This window comes from Streptomyces sp. NPDC048337, from assembly GCF_043201175.1.
Lineage (GTDB): Bacteria > Actinomycetota > Actinomycetes > Streptomycetales > Streptomycetaceae > Streptomyces.
The window spans coordinates 166,398-186,475 of record NZ_JBICYR010000007.1; the positions used below are offsets into that span (position 1 = coordinate 166,398).

16 protein-coding genes and 1 pseudogene are annotated in these 20,078 nt (G+C 71.8%); 8 read left to right on the forward strand and 9 right to left on the reverse strand.

Features of this window, described 5'->3' with window-relative positions; all coding sequences use genetic code 11:
- The first annotated feature begins 13 nt into the window (after nt 1-13).
- Nucleotides 14-1,759 carry a GAF domain-containing sensor histidine kinase gene (locus ACGFYU_RS14465; protein ID WP_393827612.1) on the forward strand — a complete coding sequence of 582 codons (1,746 nt, stop codon included), beginning with the start codon at nt 14-16 and terminating at the stop codon, nt 1,757-1,759.
- Nucleotides 1,760-1,801: 42 nt separating this feature from the next.
- Here ACGFYU_RS14465 and ACGFYU_RS14470 read toward each other — a convergent pair whose 3' ends face one another.
- Nucleotides 1,802-2,698, reverse strand: a complete 897-nt coding sequence (locus tag ACGFYU_RS14470) for a Cof-type HAD-IIB family hydrolase (protein ID WP_393827613.1) — start codon at nt 2,696-2,698, stop codon at nt 1,802-1,804.
- 77 nt (nt 2,699-2,775) lie between these two features.
- Between ACGFYU_RS14470 and ACGFYU_RS14475 the strand changes: the two genes are divergently transcribed.
- Nucleotides 2,776-3,681: an LLM class flavin-dependent oxidoreductase gene (locus ACGFYU_RS14475; RefSeq protein WP_393827614.1), complete on the forward strand. Its 906-nt coding sequence runs from the start codon at nt 2,776-2,778 to the stop codon at nt 3,679-3,681.
- Between the two features lie 60 nt (nt 3,682-3,741).
- On the opposite strand, the gene ACGFYU_RS14480 is transcribed toward ACGFYU_RS14475, so the two are convergent.
- The 3 genes from ACGFYU_RS14480 to ACGFYU_RS14490 form a co-directional block, all read right to left on the reverse strand.
- Nucleotides 3,742-6,726, reverse strand: coding sequence for a tetratricopeptide repeat protein (locus ACGFYU_RS14480; protein ID WP_393827615.1), 2,985 nt, complete (start codon nt 6,724-6,726; stop codon nt 3,742-3,744).
- Nucleotides 6,723-8,555: an HSP90 family protein gene (locus ACGFYU_RS14485; RefSeq protein ID WP_393827616.1), complete on the reverse strand. Its 1,833-nt coding sequence runs from the start codon at nt 8,553-8,555 to the stop codon at nt 6,723-6,725. Before ACGFYU_RS14485 ends, ACGFYU_RS14480 begins: the two co-directional genes overlap by 4 nt.
- 129 nt (nt 8,556-8,684) lie before the next feature.
- Nucleotides 8,685-9,224: an RNA 2'-phosphotransferase gene (locus ACGFYU_RS14490; RefSeq protein WP_393827617.1), complete on the reverse strand. Its 540-nt coding sequence runs from the start codon at nt 9,222-9,224 to the stop codon at nt 8,685-8,687.
- Nucleotides 9,225-9,368: 144 nt separating this feature from the next.
- Between ACGFYU_RS14490 and ACGFYU_RS14495 the strand changes: the two genes are divergently transcribed.
- On the forward strand, nt 9,369-10,157 hold the full coding sequence (locus ACGFYU_RS14495; RefSeq protein ID WP_393827618.1) for an aquaporin: 789 nt from the start codon (nt 9,369-9,371) through the stop codon (nt 10,155-10,157).
- A 140-nt stretch (nt 10,158-10,297) separates the two neighbouring features.
- Here ACGFYU_RS14495 and ACGFYU_RS14500 read toward each other — a convergent pair whose 3' ends face one another.
- From ACGFYU_RS14500 to ACGFYU_RS14515, 4 genes are read right to left on the reverse strand one after another with little or no spacing between them, the layout of a single operon-like run.
- Complete coding sequence (locus tag ACGFYU_RS14500; RefSeq protein WP_393827619.1) at nt 10,298-11,212, reverse strand: MerR family transcriptional regulator; 915 nt, start codon at nt 11,210-11,212, stop codon at nt 10,298-10,300.
- A gap of 10 nt (nt 11,213-11,222) precedes the next feature.
- Nucleotides 11,223-12,110: a metal-dependent hydrolase gene (locus ACGFYU_RS14505; RefSeq protein ID WP_393827620.1), complete on the reverse strand. Its 888-nt coding sequence runs from the start codon at nt 12,108-12,110 to the stop codon at nt 11,223-11,225.
- A gap of 50 nt (nt 12,111-12,160) precedes the next feature.
- Nucleotides 12,161-13,960, reverse strand: a complete 1,800-nt coding sequence (locus ACGFYU_RS14510) for an SDR family oxidoreductase (protein WP_393827621.1) — start codon at nt 13,958-13,960, stop codon at nt 12,161-12,163.
- Complete coding sequence (locus tag ACGFYU_RS14515; protein WP_393827622.1) at nt 13,957-14,814, reverse strand: M24 family metallopeptidase; 858 nt, start codon at nt 14,812-14,814, stop codon at nt 13,957-13,959. The genes ACGFYU_RS14510 and ACGFYU_RS14515 overlap by 4 nt, the downstream gene beginning before the upstream one ends.
- Nucleotides 14,815-15,031: 217 nt before the next feature.
- Between ACGFYU_RS14515 and ACGFYU_RS14520 the strand changes: the two genes are divergently transcribed.
- The 5 genes from ACGFYU_RS14520 (at nt 15,032) to ACGFYU_RS14540 (ending at nt 19,286) form a co-directional block, all read left to right on the forward strand.
- Entirely contained in the window at nt 15,032-16,021 is a 990-nt protein-coding gene (locus ACGFYU_RS14520; RefSeq protein WP_393827623.1) for an ABC transporter ATP-binding protein, read from the forward strand.
- Nucleotides 16,011-16,898 carry an ABC transporter permease subunit gene (locus ACGFYU_RS14525; RefSeq protein ID WP_393827624.1) on the forward strand — a complete coding sequence of 296 codons (888 nt, stop codon included), beginning with the start codon at nt 16,011-16,013 and terminating at the stop codon, nt 16,896-16,898. The genes ACGFYU_RS14520 and ACGFYU_RS14525 overlap by 11 nt, the downstream gene beginning before the upstream one ends.
- Complete coding sequence (locus ACGFYU_RS14530) at nt 16,895-17,806, forward strand: ABC transporter ATP-binding protein (protein WP_393827625.1); 912 nt, start codon at nt 16,895-16,897, stop codon at nt 17,804-17,806. The genes ACGFYU_RS14525 and ACGFYU_RS14530 overlap by 4 nt, the downstream gene beginning before the upstream one ends.
- A gap of 14 nt (nt 17,807-17,820) precedes the next feature.
- Complete coding sequence (locus ACGFYU_RS14535) at nt 17,821-18,540, forward strand: ABC transporter permease subunit (RefSeq protein ID WP_393827626.1); 720 nt, start codon at nt 17,821-17,823, stop codon at nt 18,538-18,540.
- 83 nt (nt 18,541-18,623) lie between these two features.
- A complete protein-coding gene (locus tag ACGFYU_RS14540; RefSeq protein WP_393827627.1) occupies nt 18,624-19,286 on the forward strand; it encodes a rhomboid-like protein in 663 nt (220 codons plus the stop codon).
- Here the strand turns inward: ACGFYU_RS14540 and ACGFYU_RS14545 are convergent.
- Nucleotides 19,283-19,944, reverse strand: a pseudogene (locus ACGFYU_RS14545) (LuxR C-terminal-related transcriptional regulator). The gene ACGFYU_RS14540 and the pseudogene ACGFYU_RS14545 overlap by 4 nt on opposite strands.
- Between the last annotated feature and the right edge of the window lie 134 nt (nt 19,945-20,078).

The following is a 20,078-nucleotide window of genomic DNA, read 5'->3' on the forward strand; positions in this document are numbered from 1 at the left end:
TAGTCTCAAGGGCATGTCAGCGCAGGAGTCGCAGGAATCGCGGGAATCGCCGGATCCGTCATCGGGAACGCCGGACGCACTGGAGGCCGCCACCCAGGCCACCAGGAGTCTGCAAGGCCTGTCCACCGAGCTCACGGCCCGGGTACCGCAACTGCTGGAGGCCATGAGGTCGGTCGGGACCGGCCTTGAACTGCACTCCACACTGGACCGCATCTGCGAGACCGCCGCCGAACTCGCGGACGCCCGGTACGCGGCGATCGGCGTCGTCGACACGGAGGGGCGCGGGCTCTCGGACTTCGTCACCTACGGGATCAGCGCCGAGCTGGCCCGCTGGATCGGGCACCGTCCGGACGGCAAGCGGGGCCTGCTCGGCGCGCTGATCTCGCACCCCGACACCGTGCGGCTCGCCGATCTGACGAAGGATCCGCGCTCGGCCGGATTCCCGCCGCACCACCCGCCCATGAAGACCTTCCTCGGAGTCCCGATCCGGGTGCAGGGGGAGATCTTCGGCAATCTGTACCTCGCCGAGAAACACGGCGGCGGCGAGTTCAACGACTACGACGTCCACATGGTCCGCGTGCTGGCCACCGAGGCGGGCATCGCCATCGGCAACGCCCGCCTGTACGAGGCGGCCACCCAGCGCGAGCGCTGGATCGACGGCTCGGTGGCCGTCACCACCGCCCTGCTCTCCGGCGGGGACGCGGACGACGCCCTGACGGTGGTGGCCGAACAGGCCCGCCACCTGGCCGACTCGGCCGCCGGGATCGTGATGCTCCCCGCCGAGGAGGGCGGGATGGAGGTCGTCGCCGTCTCCGCCGAGAGCGCGGCGGCCTCTCTCGGTGTGGTGATCCCCGCAGAGAGCCCGGTCGTGGACAAGCTGCTCCAGGGCGAGGCGGTCTTCGTCGACGACGCCGCCACGGACCCCCGCATGATCAGCAAGCTCACCAGCCAGTACGGGCCCTGCATGATGCTCCCGCTGCACAGCGGCGGGCGGGTGCTGGGCGCGCTGGTCACTCCCCGGGCCCGCGGCGAGCGCCCGTTCAGCGAGTCCGAGCGGACCCTGGCCACGCAGTTCGCCTCCCAGGCGGCGCTCGCCCTGATGATGGCCGAGGCACAGCGCGACCGGGAGCGGCTCGCCGTGTTCGAGGACCGCGACCGGATCGCCCGGGACCTGCACGACCTGGTCATCCAACGGCTGTTCGCCACCGGGATGATGCTGGAGGGCGCGCAGCGCCGGTCCGTCGTGCCCGAGGTCCGCGACGGGGTCGGCAAGGCCGTGGACGAGCTGGACGTGACGATCCAGGAGATCCGCACCGCGATCTTCGCCCTCCAGCAGGGTCCGGCGGAGGCCCCGTCGGGGCTGCGCACCCGGGTGCTGCGGGAGATCAACATGGCCGCCGTGCCGTTGGGATTCAAGCCCGCACACCGCTTCCTCGGCCCGATCGACGCGGTCGTCGGCGAACTGGTGGGAAAGAACCTGATCGCCGCGCTGCGCGAGGCCCTGTCCAACGCGTTCCGGCACGCCGACGCGTCGCGGATCGAGGTGGTCCTGGACTCCACCGTCACGCTGGCGGACGGGCGCCCCGGGGTCCGGCTGGAGGTCGCCGACGACGGGGTGGGCATCCCCGAGAACGGACGGCGAAGCGGGCTGCGGAACCTGCGCCGGCGAGCCGAGTCCCTGGGCGGCTCCAGCTTCTACGGCCCGGGCCTCGGCGAGGACGGCGGCGGGACCACCCTGGTGTGGGAGGCCCCGCTCTGAGGTCGCTCCGAGCCCCCGCTCCGAGCCGGCGCTGATCGCCCTCTAGGACCGGTCGGCCTGCCGGCGGGCAAGGCGTTCGGCCACGATGCGCTCGATGACGACGGCGACCCCGTCCTCGTTGTTGGCGGTCGTACGGCCGGACGCGGCCGCGATCACATCCGGGTGGGCGTTGCCCATCGCGTAGGAGGTGCCCGCCCAGCGGAGCATCTCCACGTCGTTCGGCATGTCCCCGAAGGCGACCACCTCGGCGGGGGAGATGCCCCGCTCGGCGCAGCACACCGCCAGGGTGCTCGCCTTGGAGACACCATGCCCGCTGATCTCCAGCAGGGCCGTCGGGCTGGAGCGCGTGATCGAGGCGTGAGCACCGGCAGCGGACCGGGCGAGGGCCAGGAACTCGTCCGGGGCCAGCTCGGCGTGGTGCGCGAGGAGCTTGAGCACAGGCGCGGCGCCCTCGTCCGTGTGCTCCGCCAGCAGCTTCTCGGCGGTGGCGACGTTGGCGCCCGGGTCCTGGAAGAACGGCGGGTACGTGGGCTCGTAGTTGATGCCGGTCGTCAGCTCGACCGCGAAGGACGTGCCGGGTGCCGCGGCCCGCAGGGCATCGACGACGGCCAGGGCGGCCGTCCGCGGAAGGGCTCTGACCTGCACGAATTCCCTTCCGGCATGCAGGTCGACGACCGCCGCGCCATTCGCGCAGATCGCCAGGCCGTGGCCGTGGACGTGGTCGCTGACCACGTCCATCCAGCGGGCCGGGCGGCCCGTGACGAAGAAGACCTCGATGCCGGCCTCCTCGGCGGCGGCGAGTGCGGCGACGGTGCGCAGCGAGACGGACTTGTCGTCGCGCAGCAGGGTGCCGTCGAGGTCGGTGGCGATGAGCCGGGGCATGGGGGTTGGCCCGTCCGGGCACTGGGGAGCCGAGGTCACGGCTCCATCTTCGCCCATGGCCCCCAGGTGGCCGGACCACGGGCGCTGGCGATGTTTCACGTGAAACATCGACGGACCCCCGTACGCTCGAAGACATGAGTCTGCGTCTGAGCACGGTGATACTTCCGGTACGTCGATGGAGTGAGGGAGGTCGCGATCAGTGGCTGCGGGCCGAGCTGCTCGGCTTCCACACGGCCTACACCTACGACCACCTGTCCTGGCGGAGCTTCCGCGACGGGCCCTGGTTCGGTGCGCTGCCCACCCTGACCGCGGCGGCCGCGGCCACCGAGCGGCTGCGCCTGGGGACGCTCGTCACCTCGCCGAACTTCCGCCACCCGGTGACGCTCGCCAAGGAGCTCATCACCCTGGACGACATCTCCGGCGGGCGCCTCACCCTCGGCATCGGCGCGGGCGGCAACGGCTTCGACGCGACCGCACTGGGCCAGGAGCCCTGGACCCCGCGCGAGCGGGCGGACCGCTTCGCCGAGTTCGTGCCGCTGCTGGACGAGCTGCTCACCGAGGGCGCGGTGAGTCACCGCGGCACCTTCTACTCCGCCGAGGAGGCCCGCAACATCCCCGGCTGCGTGCAGCGTCCGCGACTGCCGTTCGCGGTGGCCGCGACCGGGCCGCGCGGCCTGAAGCTCGCCGCGCGGCACGGCCAGGCCTGGGTGACGACGGGTGACCCGAAGCTGTTCGAGGAGGGCACGCCCGAGCAGTCGCTCGAGGCCATGCGCGGGCAGCTCGGCCGGCTGGAGGCGGCCTGCGCGGAGATCGGGCGGGACTCCGGCGAGCTGGAGAAGGTCCTGCTCACCGGCTTCACCCCCGAGCGCAGCACCCTGCTGGAGTCCGTGGACGCCTTCGTCGACTTCGCGGGTCGTCACCGCGAGCTCGGGTTCACCGAGCTGGTGATCCACGCGCCGATCCCGGACTCCGACTTCGCCGCGGACGAATCGGTCTTCGAGAAGATCGCCACCGAGGCCCTCGCCCAGCTGGACGACTGATCCGCTCCCGCCGTCGCCGCCCTCCCGGTGGGAGGGCGGCGACGGCGGGCGGCCGAGGGATCAGGCCGTGAGCTGCTTGATCAGACGCTCGGCGTTCGGCAGCATCCATTCGGGCACGGCGTCCTCGGGCAGTTCCCGAAGCTCGTCGACCAGTGCGGAGATCCGTGCGGCACCCGCTTCCGCGCGGCCCCGCTCCTGCTCGGTCCAGGCGGCGTTGTTCAGGCACTGGAACCGGTCCTGGAGATGGCCGGCGCCGAGTTCCGCGTAGATCGCGGCAGCCCGGTCCCAGAGTTCGATCTCCTCCAGCCGCAGCGCCTCGATCTCCGCCTCGCCCAGCCACCCGTCCGTCGGGGCCGAGCCGTCCTCCTCTTCCTCGTCGTGCTGCTCCTGCGCGCTGACGCGCCGGTCGAGCACCTGCGCCAGCTGGTGCCAGGTCTGGGCGAGCTCGGAGCGCAGTTCGACGGAGCCGGGCTCCGCTGCCAGGGCGGTCTCCAGGACCCCGGCGGCCTCACCCATCAGGGCCCGGGCCCGGGTCACCGCATCGTCGTCGACCCGCTCGCGCAGCCCCAGCCAGGCCAGGGAGCGCAGGATGCGCACCTCGGCGACCGGCGCCTCACCCGTCAGGCGGCGCAGCTCCAGAGCTCTCTCGTAGGCGGCGACCGCCTCCACGGCCAGCCCGGCGTCGGAGAGGGTGTCCGCCGCCGACTGCGCGAGGTTCGCCTGCGGCCGCGGATCCTCCCAGCCCTTGGCCGTCTCCGCCGCCAGCAGGTACTGCTCGGCCGCCTGGCGGGGCTCGTTCAACCGGCGCAGCAGATCGCCCAGGAACTCCCGTACGAACACGGCCTGCCCGTCACCGTGCTCCAGCAGGTCGGGCAGCGCCGACTGGAGCACTTCCGCCGCCTCGGCCGCACGGTCGTCCTGGACGTGGGCCCGGGCGAGTACCAGCCGGGCCTGCGCCCCGCCGTCCGCCGTCAGACCGGCCAGGTCGAACCAGTGGGCTCCCTCCAGCGCGTGCCCGGCCGCCTCCGCGGCCGCGTCGCCCCGCCTCAGCAGGATGTCCGCGAGGGTCAGCCGTACGATGCCCTGCGTCTCGGAGTCGGTCACCTCGGCGGCGTGCTCCAGCGCGGAACGCGCGTCCCGCTCCGCCTCTTCGGGCCGGTCCAGGGACATCAGCACCCCCGCCCGCAGCACCAGCGGGTCCACCGCCTGCCAGGGCCGGCCCGCCGCGACCGCCCGTACGGCGGCTCCGGCCAGCAGCGTCACGGCCCGCTCCTGGTCGCCCTGCGACAGGGAGACCCGACCCAGCATCTCCTCGGCTTCCGCCGCGAGATCCGGCAGCGCCTGCGCGTAGGCGGTGACGAACGCGACCAACTCGGCGGCCAGCTCATCGTGACCGTGCCCCTGGGCGTGGTCGTGGTGCCGATCGGTGTCGGCGGCCGCCTCGACCGAGCGCAGGTACGACTCCATCCGGATCGCCGACAGTTCCGCGAGCGCGATCCGCCGGGTCCGCAGCGGTTCGGCGGCGTCGAGTCCCTCGGCGGCCCGCACGGCCACCCCCAGCAGCCGCCTGACCTCGGCGGGCGAGGCCCCGGACTGCGCGGCCAGGGTCGCCAGCCGCAGCTCGGCGAGCGCCGCGCGCTGTTCCTGCCCGAGCGCCCGGTAGCCGTCCCGCACCGCCGTCAGCAGCTCGGAAGCCTCCCCGGCCCCGCGGCGCGCGGCCGCCAGGGCCCGGTGGTCCGCCACATCGGCCGCGACCAGCGGATCGGGCTCCGGCTGCGCGTCCGTCCGTACGGCCACCTCGGCCCACAGCGCGTCCGCACCCGGATGGCCGAGGTCGCGCGCCCGACGGGCCCGCTCCACCAGCTCGGCGAAACCGGTCGACCCGGCCGGCTCCACCACCGGCGCGGAGACGGCGGGCGTCGCCGGGGCGAGCGCCGCACTGCGCACCCCGAGCGGCAGTCGGCCGATCAGCGGCTCGCGCCCGATCCGCTCCAGGAACCGCTCCGAGACCCGGGTGGTTCCGTTGCGCGCGTCGAACTGCCGGGCGATCTCGAGCGCCCCCGCGTACAGCACCTCGTGCAGCTCGGAGACGGTGCGCGGCGTGCCCTCGTAGGAGACGGCCGGGCTCCCGCCGTGCCCCAGCTCCGTCAACCGGCGCAGGAGGACGAGGATGCCGCCGTGGAAGGCGAGTTGGTCGTCGACATTGGCGAGCGGGCCGACGTGGGCGGCGTGCTCGGCCAGGATCTCCAGCCCCCGCGACTCGTTTCCGGTGAGCGCGCAGAACTCGATGTGCTTGCCGATCGACGGCAGCAGGCTGTCGTTGCCGCGGGCCAGGCGGTAGCCGCGCAGGTGGTGCGAACGGGCCTCGTCGGCCCGGCCGAGCCGCAGCAGCGGCAGCAGGGAGGTGGCCAGCACCCGGTGCGGCTCCTCGGCGCAGGTCTTCTCGCCCGCCAGTACCGAGGTCCAGATGTTCAGGGCGCGGGCGTCGTCTCCGCGCAGGACGGCGTACTGGCCCTGGCTGTTGAGCTCACAGGCACGGCAGTCGCTCATGTCGTCGCGCTCGGCCGCCAGCCAGCGCTTGAAGGCCCGGTCGGCCCGCTCGTCGTCGCCCATCGCGTCGGCGAGCCACAGCTCGGCCTCGCGTACGGGGCGTTCGCTGTAGCCCGCGAGCCGGTAGCGGCGCTCCATTTCGTCCAGCCAGCCGGTGGCCGACTCCAGCGGAATGCCGGGGGAGTCGGATATGGCCGTGGTGACCCACTTGAACTGCCAGAACAGAGAGTGCGCGTCCCCTGCGGAGAAGGCGCCGGGGTCCTTGTCGTACTCCTGGAGCAGCCGGGCGAAGGGCACGAGCAGCTTCGACGACTCCGAGCTGAACAGGTAGGCGCCGACGAGGTTGTCCAGTGCCGCGCGGAACAGGGCACGGTCGCCGCTCGCCTCGGCGGCGCCGACCAGAGCCTCGGCATGCGCGTTGCGCGCCGCTCCGTTCGGCGACTCGCGGTTCTCCGCCAGTCCGAGCTCGATCTCCTGGCGCGTCAACATCGTCACGTGCGGTCCTCCTGGGCCTCGGTGGGGTGGGTCGCCCATTCCAGGAGTCCGAGGAAGGCCCGGTTGAGCAGGGTGGAGTCGGCGGGGCGCAGCGGCCGCTGGGACATCAGCAGGGCCTGCCCGTACAGCGATTCGACGGCGGTGCCGGTCAGGGCAGCGTCCGGGAGCGCGGCGATCCGGCGGATCAGCGGGTTGTTGTGGTTGAGGACCAGGCGGGCGCGCGGCGCGGAGCCGCGCAGCGCGCCGAGGATGCCGCTCCACAGGGAGTCGGCGCTCTCCAGCGCGGCGGTCCGGTCCCGCTCCTGCCGGGCCTGGCGGTCGTCGAGGTAGAGCGCGGGCACGGTGACGGGCTGGAAGGCGCGCAGCACCACGTCGCACCCCTGGGGTTCCAGGCGGGTGCGTGCGGTGGAGAGGAAGGGCGCGAGTTCCAGTTCCGCGGCGGTGGGCACCGGGTCGAGCCGCTCGGTGACGGCTCCGGCATCGAGTTCGGTGACCTTCAGGTCGGGCCGTACGGAGGGCAGCAGGGCCAGCAGGTCGGCGTCGTAGGTGTAGCCGGCGTTGATGACGCCGAGACCGTGGGCGGCGGCGATCGGCGCGATCTGGCGGAACTCCTCCACCGTGCGCGTGAAGTGGACGTCCGTGTGGGCGGCCGTGAACTCCTCCAGGCTCATCGGGCCGTCGCTGGTCTCGAACGGCAGCCACGGCAGCATCAGTCCGAGCAGCTCGGAGTCGTGCCGGGCCATGGACTTCACGCCGAGGTGGTGGACGCGCAGGAAGGCGGCCAGCCGCTCCGGGTCGCTCGCCGCGAGCTCGGCGAGCCAGCTCCGGACACGGGCGCCGAGGGCCTCGCGTACGGCGGACAGGGTCTCGTCGTCGTAGAGGTTCTCGCGGGAGGCGGTGGGCCGCAGGGTGTCCGTGTCGAGGACGGCGCGGACGAAGAACGCCCAGTCGGGCAGCAGGTTGTCGGCCCGGTCGGTCAGCAGCATGCCCTTGAGGTGGACGCGGTGTCCGGCCCGGTGGGCGGGGCTGGTCGGCTCGGGGAGGACGTACGCGACCCCGCGCACCCCGGCGACCGGCAGGTCGAGGTCGATGCTGTCGAGCGGGGTGAAACCGAAGAGTCCGGAGCAGTGTGCGGCGAGGGCGACGCGGCGGGCGGTGGGCGTGGGGAAGGGCCGGTCCCATACGGCGGGCCGGTCGGTGACGGGGCGCGGCACGCCGCCTTCGCCGTCGTCGAAGGTGATGTCGTAGGGCAGCAGGGAGCCGTAATCGCGGGCCAGTTCCTCGACCTTGGCCGGGAGGGTCCATTCGGCGGCGCCCGGGCGGGCTTCGAGGACGACGGTGGTGCCGGGCTCCGGGCGTGCCTCGTGGGGCAGTTCGCGCACGGTGTACGAACCGTCGTCCGTGGCCAGCCATTCGACGGGCGCGGCCTGCGGGTCGCGGGCGGAGCGGGTGACGACGCGGATCTGGCGGGCCACGACGAAGCACGCGAGCAGTCCGATGCCGAACTGGCCGAGGAATTCGCGGCGGGTGGCCTCCAGGCCGTGCTCGTCACCGCGCTTGGAGCTGCGGCCGATGGTGGCGAGGAGGGAGTGGGCCTCGGCGGCGGTCAGGCCGATGCCGCTGTCCTCGATGGTCACCCGGCCGGCGGTGGCGGACAACCGGATGCGGATCTCCGCGTCGGGGTCGAGGCTCTGGCGGGCGGTGACGGCGTCCACCGCGTTCTGGAGCAGCTCGCGGACGTAGACGCGCGGGCTGGAATAGAGGTGGTGGGAGAGCAGGTCGACCAGACCGCGCAGATCGACCTGAAAACTGTGGGGTGTGGACGTCATGGGGCGTCACCTCGCGTACGTACGGGGATGGTTCGGCGATCGCGAGGTCCCCCCCTCACAGATCCCGGAGTGGGAACAGATTAGGGGGATGGTCCGACAATTCCTGAGTGAATTCCCGCGCCCGAGCGGCTACTGGAAGCGGAGGAACTCCGGCGGTACGGCATCCACCAGCCACACCCCGTTGGCGCTGATCCGGAAGACGTGCCCGGCGGTCCGCATCGCCCCGGCGTCCACGGCGAGCACCACGGGCCGGCCGCGCCGCGCGCCGACCCGGGTCGCGGTCTCCCGGTCGGGGGACAGGTGCACGTGGTGGCGGGCCATCGGGCGCAGCCCCTCGGCGCGGATCGCGTCCAGGGCGGTGGCGACGGTGCCGTGGTAGAGGTACGCGGGCGGTTCGGCCTCCGGGAGATCCAGGTCCACAGCGACGGTGTGCCCCTGGCTGGCCCGGATGCGGGTGCCGTCGACGGCGAAGCGCTGCTTGTCGTTGGTGGCCACGACGTGGTCGAGCTCGGCGCGGGTGAAGGGGAAGCCGTGGGCGGCGGCCGCCCGGAGGAGATCGTCGATCTCCACCCAGCCGTGGGAGTCGAGCACCAGTCCGATCCTTTCCGGCTGATGCCGGAGGTGTTTCGAGACGTATTTGGACACCTTCACGGTGCGCCTGTCGTTCATGGCCCCAGCGTGCCGCGTCGGAGGGATCTCCGGCAGGGATTTTCCGCCTGTGGGCCGGGCTGGACATCGGGTGGACATCCAATGTCACTATTCCAAGATACGGAATAGATTTTCCGCTGACGCTTCTGCCCAGGGGGAGAAACCATGACAGCCCATACCTCTCTGCCACGCCGTGCGGCTGCCGAACTGATCGGGACCGCCGGCCTCCTCGTGGTCGTGATCGGCTCCGGAATCCAGGCCGCCGAACTCACTCCCGACACCGGCGTCGCCCTGATCGCCAACTCGCTCGCCTCGGCCATCGGTCTCGGGCTGATCATCACCCTCTTCGGGCCGCTGTCCGGCGCCCACCTCAACCCGGTCGTCACCCTGACCGCCTGGTGGTCCCGGCGCACCGGCGGCGACGGGCTGGGCGGCCGGGAGGCGCTGGTCTACACGGCGGCACAGACGGCCGGGGCCATCGGCGGCGCCGTGCTCGCGGAGGCCATGTTCGGCCGGGCCCCGGGCACCTTCGCCACGCAGGTCCGCGACGGTGGCCACCTGCTCATCGGCGAGGTCGTGGCCACCGCCGGACTCGTCCTCGTCATCCAGGGCCTCGACCGGATCGGGCGCCCGCGGCTGATCCCGGCCGCGGTCGCCGCCTACATCGCCGCAGCGATCTGGTTCACCTCGTCCGGCTCCTTCGCCAACCCGGCCGGGACCATCGGGCGCAGCTTCAGCGACTCGTTCACCGGCATCGCCCCCGAGTCCCTGCCCGGCTTCGTCGCCGCCCAGCTGATCGGCGGAATCCTCGGCCTGGTCCTCGCCGGCGTGCTGTACGGGACCGCCCGCTCCTCGAAGGCGGTGCCCGCGGACGTGCTGCCGACGGCCCTGCCGGAGTCTTCCTCGGAGGCGCTGGCCGGGCCCGACAAGGAGGCGTACGAGACCATAGGCTGAGACGCCGAGCCCGTTGCCCACAGGGTTGCCCACAGGCAGACGGGACTTGTCCACAGCCGTTTGGGCGGGTTTTGACGGCAAACGCGTGATCCGCCCTGTGGACTACGGCTCGGACTGCTGCTCCGGACTACCGCTCCGGACTACCGCTCGCCTCGGCGCGCCAGATCGTTCATGGTCCGGGCCTGGAGCTCCCGTTCCGTCGCGGCCCGGACGAACTCCGCCACATGATCGGCGCCGACGAGGTCCTGCACCGCCCGTACCGTCCCGGCCGGCAGCGCCACCGGGGAGGGCCCTGACGGCTGGGGCGCCCCGGCGGCCCCCAGGTGCCGCTGCAGATGCCGGGTCGCGAACAGCCGCATCGCCCGCGCCAGCTCCGCGTCCACGGTCTGCTGGGCCAGCGGCCGGAGCCTGCGCACCATCGTCGCCGCCTCCGCCGCGTCCGCGTCGGTCGGCGGCACGTGCCCGAGGTAGCGCGCGAAGACGTGCTCGGTGGTGAACTCCAGGAAGCGCGAGGCGATGTGCTCCACCTGCGCGCGCAGCTCGCGCAGATGGCCGGTGATCGCCGACAGCGGCACCCCGGCCGCGTACAGCTCGGCGGCCACGGCCAGCTCCTGCGGCGAGGGCACGAGGAACTGGTCCGGACGGTCCGGGATCCGCTCCAGCACCCCCAGCTCGCACGCCTCACTCACCGCTTCGTCGTCGGGAAGGCCGCCGAACCGGTCGTTCAGCTCCTCCCGCGTGATCCGGGCCGCCTCCTCGTCGGTCCACGGCCCGTGCACCTCGGCGACCAGCCCGAGTACGCCGCCCAGCCCACGCCCCGCGTCCCAGGCCTCCAGCAGCTCCTTGATGGAGGCCAGGGTGTAGCCGCGGTCCAGCAGGTCGGCGATCTGGCGCAGCCGCGCCAGATGCGTGTCCCGGTAGACGTTGGAGCGGCCGCGCCGCTCCGGCTTCGGCAGCAGCCCGCGGTCCTGGTACGCACGGATCGTGCGCACCGTCGCCCCGCTGTGGTGCGCCAGATCCTCGATCCGGTACTCGGCTACCGCCTGATCGGACAATCCCGGCTCCCTACGACATCGCGGCTCGGCCGACCGCGCCCGCCGCGGCCCGGGCGGCAGGTGAAGCCGCAAGGTACTCGACCGCCCTGCGCAGCGAGCCCTCCTGCGAGGGATGGTACGACCGCCGGAAGTAGCGGGGTATGGCCATGCCGAGCTCTCTCCACGTGGGCAGTAGGCCCTTGGCCACCGCCCGGTTGTGCCCGCGGAGCGTATAGCGCAGCCGGCCGCCCAGTTGCGGATCGTTGCGTATGAGGTACGAGGCCCCCCACACCCACAGCCAGGCCAGCACGGGCGCGACCACGACCATCCCCTCGATGCGCCGCGCGTACCGGGGCAGGCCCGCTCCCCCGCAGTGCTGGTACATGTCGAAGGCGACGGAGCGGTGCTCCACCTCCTCCGCGCCGTGCCAGCGCAGCAGGTCCAGCATGACCTCGTCCGAGCCGGCCCGGTCGAGCCCCTCGGCGCGCAGCACCCAGTCCCCGAGGACCGCCGTGAACTGCTCGATGGCGGCGACCAGCGCGAGCCGGAAGCGCAGCCACTCCTGGGCGGTGACGGGCGCCCCGAAGGGCGGGGTCTCCCCGAGCAGCTTCTCGAAGAGGAAGTCCACGTACTTCGTGTACGCCTCCGTCGGCAGCCGCTGTTCGGCCAGGTGGTCCAGTACGTAGGAGTGCTGCACGCTGTGGGTGGCCTCCTGGCCCATGAACCCCTTGACGTCCGCCCGCAGCTCGGGGTCGGTGACCAGGGGCAGGCCCTCCTTGAAGACCTTCACGAACCACCGCTCCCCGGCGGGCAGCAGCAGGTGCAGCACGTTGATGACGTGGGTGGCGGTCGGCTCGTCGGGTATCCAGTGCAGCGGGGTGGTCTTCCAGTCGAAAGCCACCCGGCGCGGGCTGATCACATAGGGGCTCCCCGTGCCGGCACTGGTCCCGGTCCCGGTCCCGGTCCCGGTCACAGCTTGGGCTCCAGCTTCGCGAAGCGCCGCAGGGTGCGCGGCGCGAAGCGGGACATCCACAGGGCGCCCTTGGACTCGGGAGTCACCGGCACCACGGCCTCGTTGCGCACCACGGCCCGCAGGATCGCGTCGGCGACCTTCTCCGGCGGGAAGTTGCGCAGCCCGTACAGCCGCGAGGAGCGCTCCTGGCGGCGCTTCTCCTCGGCCTCGTCCACTCCGGCGAAGCGCGAGGTGGCGGTGATGTTGGTGTTCACGATGCCGGGGCAGATCGCCGAGACGCCGATCGACTTCGACGCCAGTTCCGCGCGCAGGCACTCCGACAGCATCAGCACCGCGGCCTTCGAGGTGCTGTAGGCGGGCAGGGTCCTGGAGGGCAGGTAGGCGGCGGCGGAGGCGGTGTTGACGATGTGCCCGCCCTGTCCGCGCTCGGCCATCTGCTTCCCGAAGATCCGGCAGCCGTGGATGACGCCCCACAGGTTGACGTCGAGGACCTTCTTCCAGTCCTCGGCGCTGGTGTCGAGGAAGGCCCCGGACAGGCCGATGCCGGCGTTGTTGACCAGGACGTCCACGATCCCGTACTCGGAGGCGACCTTCGCGGCGAGCTTCTCCATCGCCTGCTCGTCGCTGACGTCCACGCACTCGCCCCAGGCCTCGGGGGCGCCGACCAGGCGCGCCATCTCGGCCGTGCGCGCCGCGCCCTCGGCGTCCCGGTCCACGACCACCACCCGGGCCCCGGCCTCGGCGAACGCGAAGGCGGTGGCCCGGCCGATGCCGCTGGCCGCGCCGGTGACCAGCACCAGCTGGCCTCCGAAGCGGTCGGCGTACCGGCCCGGAGCCTTCTGCTCCGGTGCCCGCGTGGCCGGCTCCTCCCGGGCGGTGACGAACTCGCCGATCCAGGCGGCCAGCTGGTCGGGCCGGGTCCTGGGCACCCAGTGCTTGGCGGGCAGGGTGCGGCGTACGAGATCGGGGGCCCACAGTTCCAGCTCGTCGTAGAGCCGCTCGGACAGGAAGGCGTCCCCGGTCGGGGTGATCAGCTGCACGGGCACATGGGCGTACGCGTCGGCGCGCGGCCGGCGCAGGCGGGGCCGCACGTTGTCCCGGTAGAGCCAGGCACCGTGCGCCGCGTCCGACGGCAGGGAGGCCGTCGGGTAGGAGCCGGCCGGAACCTTCTCGAAGCGCTGGAGGATCTTGGGCCACCGCTTGCCGAGCGGGCCGCGCCAGGCGAGCTCGGGCAGCACGGGCGTGTGCAGCATGTAGACGTACCAGGACTTGGCCCCCTGGCTCAGCAGCTGCGCGGCCCGGCGCGGGGTGGGCCGCGACATCCGCTTCTTGATCCAGTGCCCGAAGTGGTCCAGGGAGGGCCCCGACATCGAGGTGAAGGAGGCGATCCGGCCCTCGGTGCGGGCGACGGTGGCGAACTCCCAGCCCTGTACGGAGCCCCAGTCGTGCCCGACCAGGTGCACCGGGCGGTCCGGGCTGACCGCGTCCGCCACGGCCAGGAAGTCGTCGGTCAGCTTCTCCAGGGTGAAGCCGCCGCGCAGCGGCTGCGGAGCGGTCGACCGCCCGTGTCCGCGTACGTCGTAGAACACCACGTGGAAGCGCTCCGCCAGCCGCTCGGCGACCTCCGACCAGACCTCCTTGCTGTCCGGGTAGCCGTGCACCAGCAGCACCGTCGGCCGGTCCGCCTCGCCCAGTTCGACGACGCACAGCTCGACCCCGCCGGTGCTCACCCAGCGCTCGCGCGCGCCCGCCGGTCGCGCCGTGCCCGTCGTCCCCGCCCCGCTCATGCCGGTCATGCCGCCTTCTCCTCAGCCCAGCGCCGCACGTGCGGCAGATCGTCGTCCAGCCAGAATGCGCTCTCCCGAGGATCCCGGGAGTCGGTGACCACCAGGATCTCCTCGAACTTGGCGCCGGTACCGCGGAAGCCCAGATGTGGCTCCACCGCCCACAGGCCGGGCTGCGGCGGGTGGTCGGAGAAGTGGTACGGGCTCCACAGCGGCGACCAGCCCTCGCGGTGACCGTGCAGGGCGTCGGAGGCCAGCCCCTTCAGGGACTGGGTGCCGAAGCCGAACGCGGTCGGGGACCAGCGCCGCTCCTTGACGCGGTCGATCTTGTGCGCGATCACGCCGAAGGGGTAGGCGCGGTGCCGGTTGGCATACCCCTGCCGGTTCATCAGCCGCTCGACGTTCTCGTAGATCTCGCGCAGCGAACGCCGCTCGCGCACCTGGTCCAGGATCAGCGCGCGGTGGGCCTGCAGATCGGACATGAGACGGTCCTGCACCGGATTGAGCCCGAGGCTGCCCGAGTATCCGATGTCGGCCGCGAACCCCTTGTAGACCGGAGCCATGTCGAGGATGAACGGCATCCCCGGCTCCAGCTTCCGGTTGGTCGGGAAGAACTGCAGCGGGATCTTGAAGTTCACGAAGGCGGTCCGGTCCCCGAACCAGGCGAAGGGCAGGTGGAACCAGTCGCGCACCCCGCGCTCCCGCAGCCACTCCCGCTGCATCCGGGCCGCCTCACGCTCGGTCACGCCGGGGCGCAGCTGCGCGGCGACGGTCTCCGCGCACTCGTAGGCGAGCCGTTGTACTTCCCTGAACCCGCGCAGGTCGGCCGTGAGTTGCGCGGTGCGTTGCTTGGTGTCCCCAGCCATGCCAGCCGTCCCGTCCCTGTAGCCGTACGCGCCCGTAACTTGACATTGATGAATGTGACAATGACTGGAGATCACGTCAAGGCCCGTGCACAGACCTGTGGACAAACTTGTCCGGTCCGCATCAGCCTCACGTCAGGGTCTGTAGTCCTGAAGGCGGAGACGGGATCCCGCTCCAGGTCTGACGATCCTCGAGCCCTTCACCACTACCGTCGAACCCGTGACTGTCATCGCGACCGAAAGCCTGAGCAAGCGGTACCCCCGAGTGACCGCCCTCGACCGGCTCTCCCTGGACATCGGGCCTGGTGTGACCGGCCTCGTGGGTGCCAACGGAGCCGGCAAGTCCACGCTGATCAAGATTCTGCTGGGACTGTCCCCCGCCACCGAGGGCAGTGCCGCCGTGCTCGGCCTCGACGTCGCCACGCATGGCAGCGCCATCCGTGAACGCGTCGGGTACATGCCCGAGCACGACTGCCTGCCGCCCGACGTCTCGGCCACCGAGTTCGTCGTCCACATGGCGCGCATGTCCGGCCTCCCGCCGACCGCGGCCCGTGAGCGCACCGCCGACACCCTGCGCCACGTGGGGCTGTACGAGGAGCGCTACCGCCCCATCGGCGGCTACTCCACGGGCATGAAGCAGCGCGTCAAGCTCGCCCAGGCCCTCGTCCACGACCCCCAGCTGGTCCTCCTCGACGAGCCGACCAACGGTCTGGACCCCGTCGGCCGCGACGAGATGCTCGACCTGATCCGCCGTATCCACACGGACTTCGGCATCTCCGTCCTGGTCACCTCCCACCTCCTCGGCGAGCTGGAGCGGACCTGCGACCACGTGGTGGTCGTCGACGGCGGCAAGCTGCTGCGCTCCAGCTCCACCAGCGACTTCACCCAGATCACCACGACCCTCGCCGTCGAGGTCACCGACTCCGACGCCCACCCGGACGGCACCGCCGCCCTGCGCAAGGCGCTCACCGCGGCGGGCATCGCCCTCCACACGGCCGAGGAGCAGGGCCTGCCGGGCGCCGGGCACATCCTCCTCGTCGAGGCCACGGGCGAGGACACGTACGACACGGTCCGCGACACCGTCGCCGACCTGGGCATCGGCCTGGTCCGCATGGAGCAGCGCCGCCACCACATCGCGGAGGTCTTCCGCGACAACGACCAGCCCTCGTGGCCCATCCAGCAGAAGGGAGCCGGTTCCGATGGCGCCTGACACCTCGACCCAGATCCACAACATCGGCTACCGGTCCTACGACGGCCCCCGGCTCGGCCGCGCCTACGCCCGCAAGTCGCTGTTCTCGCAGTCCCTGCGCGGCGCCTACGGCCTCGGCCGCTCCGCCAAGTCCAAGGTCCTGCCGATGATCCTCTTCGCGGTGATGTGCGTTCCCGCGCTGATCATCGTCGCGGTGGCCATCGCGGTCCCCGGCTCCACCGATCTGCCGATCAAGTACACGACGTACGCCCTGACCACCCAGGTGGTCATCGGCCTCTACCTCGCCTCCCAGGCGCCCCAGTCGGTCTCCCGCGACCTGCGCTTCAAGACGGTGCCGCTCTACTTCTCGCGGCCCATCGAGCGGGTCGACTACGTCGTGGCCAAGTACGCGGCCATGGCCTCGGCCCTGTTCATCCTCACCGCCACGCCGCTGCTGATCATGTGGATCGGCTCGCTGCTGGCGAAGTTCGACTTCGGTGACCAGACCAAGGGATTCGGGCAGGGACTCGTGTCGGTACTGCTGCTGTCGCTGCTCTTCGCGGGCCTGGGCCTGGTCATGGCCGCCCTCACCCCGCGCCGCGGGTTCGGCGTCGCCGCGATCATCGCCGTGCTGCTCATCCCGTACGGCGCCGTGACCGCGGTCCAGGGCATCGCCTACAACACCGGGAACGCCGGGGCCATCGACTGGCTGGGCCTGTTCTCCCCGATCACCCTGATCGACGGCTTCCAGACGGCCTTCCTCGGCGCGACCTCCGCCTTCCCCGGCGGCGAGGGTCCCTCGGCCGGCACCGGCTTCGTCTACCTGCTCGTCGTCCTCGGCCTCATCGCCGGCTCCTACGCCGCCCTGATGGCCCGCTACCGGAAGGCCGGGCTGTGAGCATCATCGACATCGACCACACCTCCCGCTGGTTCGGGAACGTCGTTGCCGTCAACGACGTGACCATGCGCATCGGCCCCGGCGTCACCGGACTCCTCGGCCCCAACGGCGCGGGCAAGTCCACGCTCATCAACATGATGGGCGGCTTCCTGGCCCCCTCCACGGGCACCGTCACCCTCGACGGCGCGCCGATCTGGCGCAACGAGGAGGTCTACAAGCAGATCGGCGTCGTGCCCGAGCGCGAGGCCATGTACGACTTCCTCACCGGCCGGGAGTTCGTCGTCGCCAACGCCGAGCTGCACGGGCTCGACGACGCGGCGGCCCAGCGGGCGCTCGCCACCGTCGAGATGGAGTACGCCCAGGACCGCAAGATCTCCACCTACTCCAAGGGCATGCGCCAGCGCGTGAAGATGGCCTCCGCGCTGGTCCACGAACCGTCCGTGCTGCTCCTCGACGAGCCCTTCAACGGCATGGACCCGCGCCAGCGCATGCAGCTGATGGACTTGCTGCGCCGCATGGGTGATGAGGGCCGCACCGTCCTGTTCTCCTCGCACATCCTGGAGGAGGTCGAGCAGCTCGCCTCCCACATCGAGGTGGTCGTCGCCGGCCGGCACGCCGCCTCCGGCGACTTCCGCAAGATCCGCCGCCTGATGACGGACCGCCCGCACCGCTACCTCATCCGCTCCTCCGACGACCGGGCCCTCGCCGCGGCCCTGATCGCCGACCCGTCCACGGCCGGTATCGAGGTCGACCTCAAGGAAGGCGCCCTGCGCATCCAGGCCGTCGACTTCGGGCGCTTCACCGAGCTGCTGCCGCGGGTCGCCCGCGCGCACGGCATCCGGCTGCTGACGGTCTCGCCCTCCGACGAGTCCCTCGAGTCGGTCTTCTCCTACCTCGTCGCGGCCTGAAGGAGCTGGCACCCATGTACAACCCCACCGTCGCCCGGCTCACCTACCGGGCCCTGCTCGGCCGCCGCCGGGCGCTGATCCTCTTCCTGCTGCCCGCCCTGCTGATCCTCATCTCCGCCGCCGTCCGCGCGCTCACGGGTGTGGACGACAAGGTCGCAGCCGACCTGCTCGGCGGTTTCGCCCTCGCGACGATGGTCCCGCTGATCGGTGTCATCGCCGGCACGGGCGCCATCGGCCCCGAGATCGACGACGGATCCATCGTCTACCTGCTCTCCAAGCCGGTGAAGCGACCGACGATCATCATGACCAAGCTGATCGTCGCGATCGCCGTCACCATGGCCTTCTCCGCGATCCCCACCCTGATCGCCGGCTTCATCCTCAACGGCAACGGCCAGCAGATCGCCATCGCCTACACCGTCGCCGCCCTCGTCGCCTCGATCGCCTACAGCGCGCTGTTCCTGCTGCTGGGCACCGTCAGCCGGCACGCGGTCGTCTTCGGCCTGGTCTACGCCCTGATCTGGGAATCGCTCTTCGGCAGCCTGGTCTCCGGTGCCAAGACCCTCAGCGTCCAGCAGTGGGCCCTCTCCCTCGCCGAGAAGATCGCGGGCGACGGATACGTCGACGCCAGCGTCGGCCTGCCCACCGCCGTGGTCCTGCTCTCCGCGGTCACCGTCGGCGCCACCGTTTACGCGGGCCAGAAGCTGCGCCGCCTCACCCTGGCGGGTGAGGAGTAGGCCTGCGGGACCGCTTCGTGCACCGTGCCCCGCCCGGCCCATTCGGCCAGGCGGGGCACAGCTTTACGGGGCATCATCGGGGCATGATCGAGCACCCCGAGCCCGAGCCGTCCAGGCCCCTGCGGTCCTGGATACGCTCCACGCCCGGAACGCACATATGGCTGCTGATCATCGCCGTCACGAGCATCATCGTCGCGATCGCGCCCGACCAGCTCGAGCGCGTACTGCTCCACCGCAACAGCAGCAACATCCACCAGCTCGTCAAATACCCCGTCCGTGCGCTCCTCAGCAGCGCGTTCTGGATCGAGAACCCGGCCTCGCTCGCCCTGTACGCCGTCCTCTTCGAGGTCTTCCACGCCCCCGTCGAACGCTGGCTCGGCACCCTGCGCTGGCTCGTGATCGTCGCGACCGCCCACATCGTGGCCACCCTGGTCAGCCAGAAGGTCCTGCTGACTGCCATCCAGGACCACCGCGCCCCGCGCAGCATGACCCACGTCGTCGACATCGGCGTCAGCTACGGTCTCGCGGCCGCCGTGGGCGTCCTCACCTACCGGCTCCCCAGCCCCTGGAGATGGCTCTACCTGGCCGGGGCGGTCGCCTTCTTCGGTATCCCCCTGGCCACCGGCGGCACCTTCACCGACCTCGGCCACGCCATCTCGCTGGCGGTCGGCCTGCTGGCCTGGCCGCTCACCCGCCACGTTGTTTCACGTGAAACACCGTCCCTGTTTCACGTGAAACCTCGTTAGCCGTCCTCCGCTTTCGCCACGCCGTGCTCCCACGCCCACGCGGCGATCCCCACCCGGTTCCGCCCCTCGAGCTTCGCCTGGACGTTCGCGATGTGGGTCTTCGCCGTCCCCGCGCTGATGAACAGCTCCGCGCCGATCTCGGCGTTGGTCAGCCCCCGTGCGACCAGGCGCACGATGTCCAGCTCCCGCTCCGTCAGCGGATGCGCCGCGGGCCGGGCCACCGGACCCGCCTGCGTCAGCCGGCTCAGCAGCCGCACCGTGATCTGCGGACTGATCAGCGTGTCCCCGGCCATCGCCGCCCGCACGCCCTCGATCAGCAGTGCCGGCCCGACCGCTTCAGCAGGAAGCCGCAGGCACCGTTGCGCAGGGCGGTGTGCACGTACTCGTCCAGATCGAAGTGGTCACCTCGCGCGCGGACCGCCTGCCCGGGATCCTGCTCGGCCACGAACCGGGCCGCCTGCGCCTGCACCACGATCGCGCTCACGTCGGGCGAGACGAAGTCGTGCAGATCCCGCGCCAGTTCCAGCTGCTGGTCGCGCCGCGCATCCCGTACGGCCCGCCGCATCAGGCCCACCTGACGGCGCAGGTGGCCGCCGAGGGCCACCGCGCCGAGGGCGGCGGGCAGTGCCCAGAACGCCGCCGCCCCGCCGGCCTCCAGCCACGACCCCTGGTCCACCACCAGCGGGACCGGCCACAGCGCCACGGCCACCACGCCCAGGACACCCGCGACGGTCCCCGAACGCGCAGGCGACCAGCGGTCGCGGCCAGCCCGGACTCCCCCGAAGAAGGCTT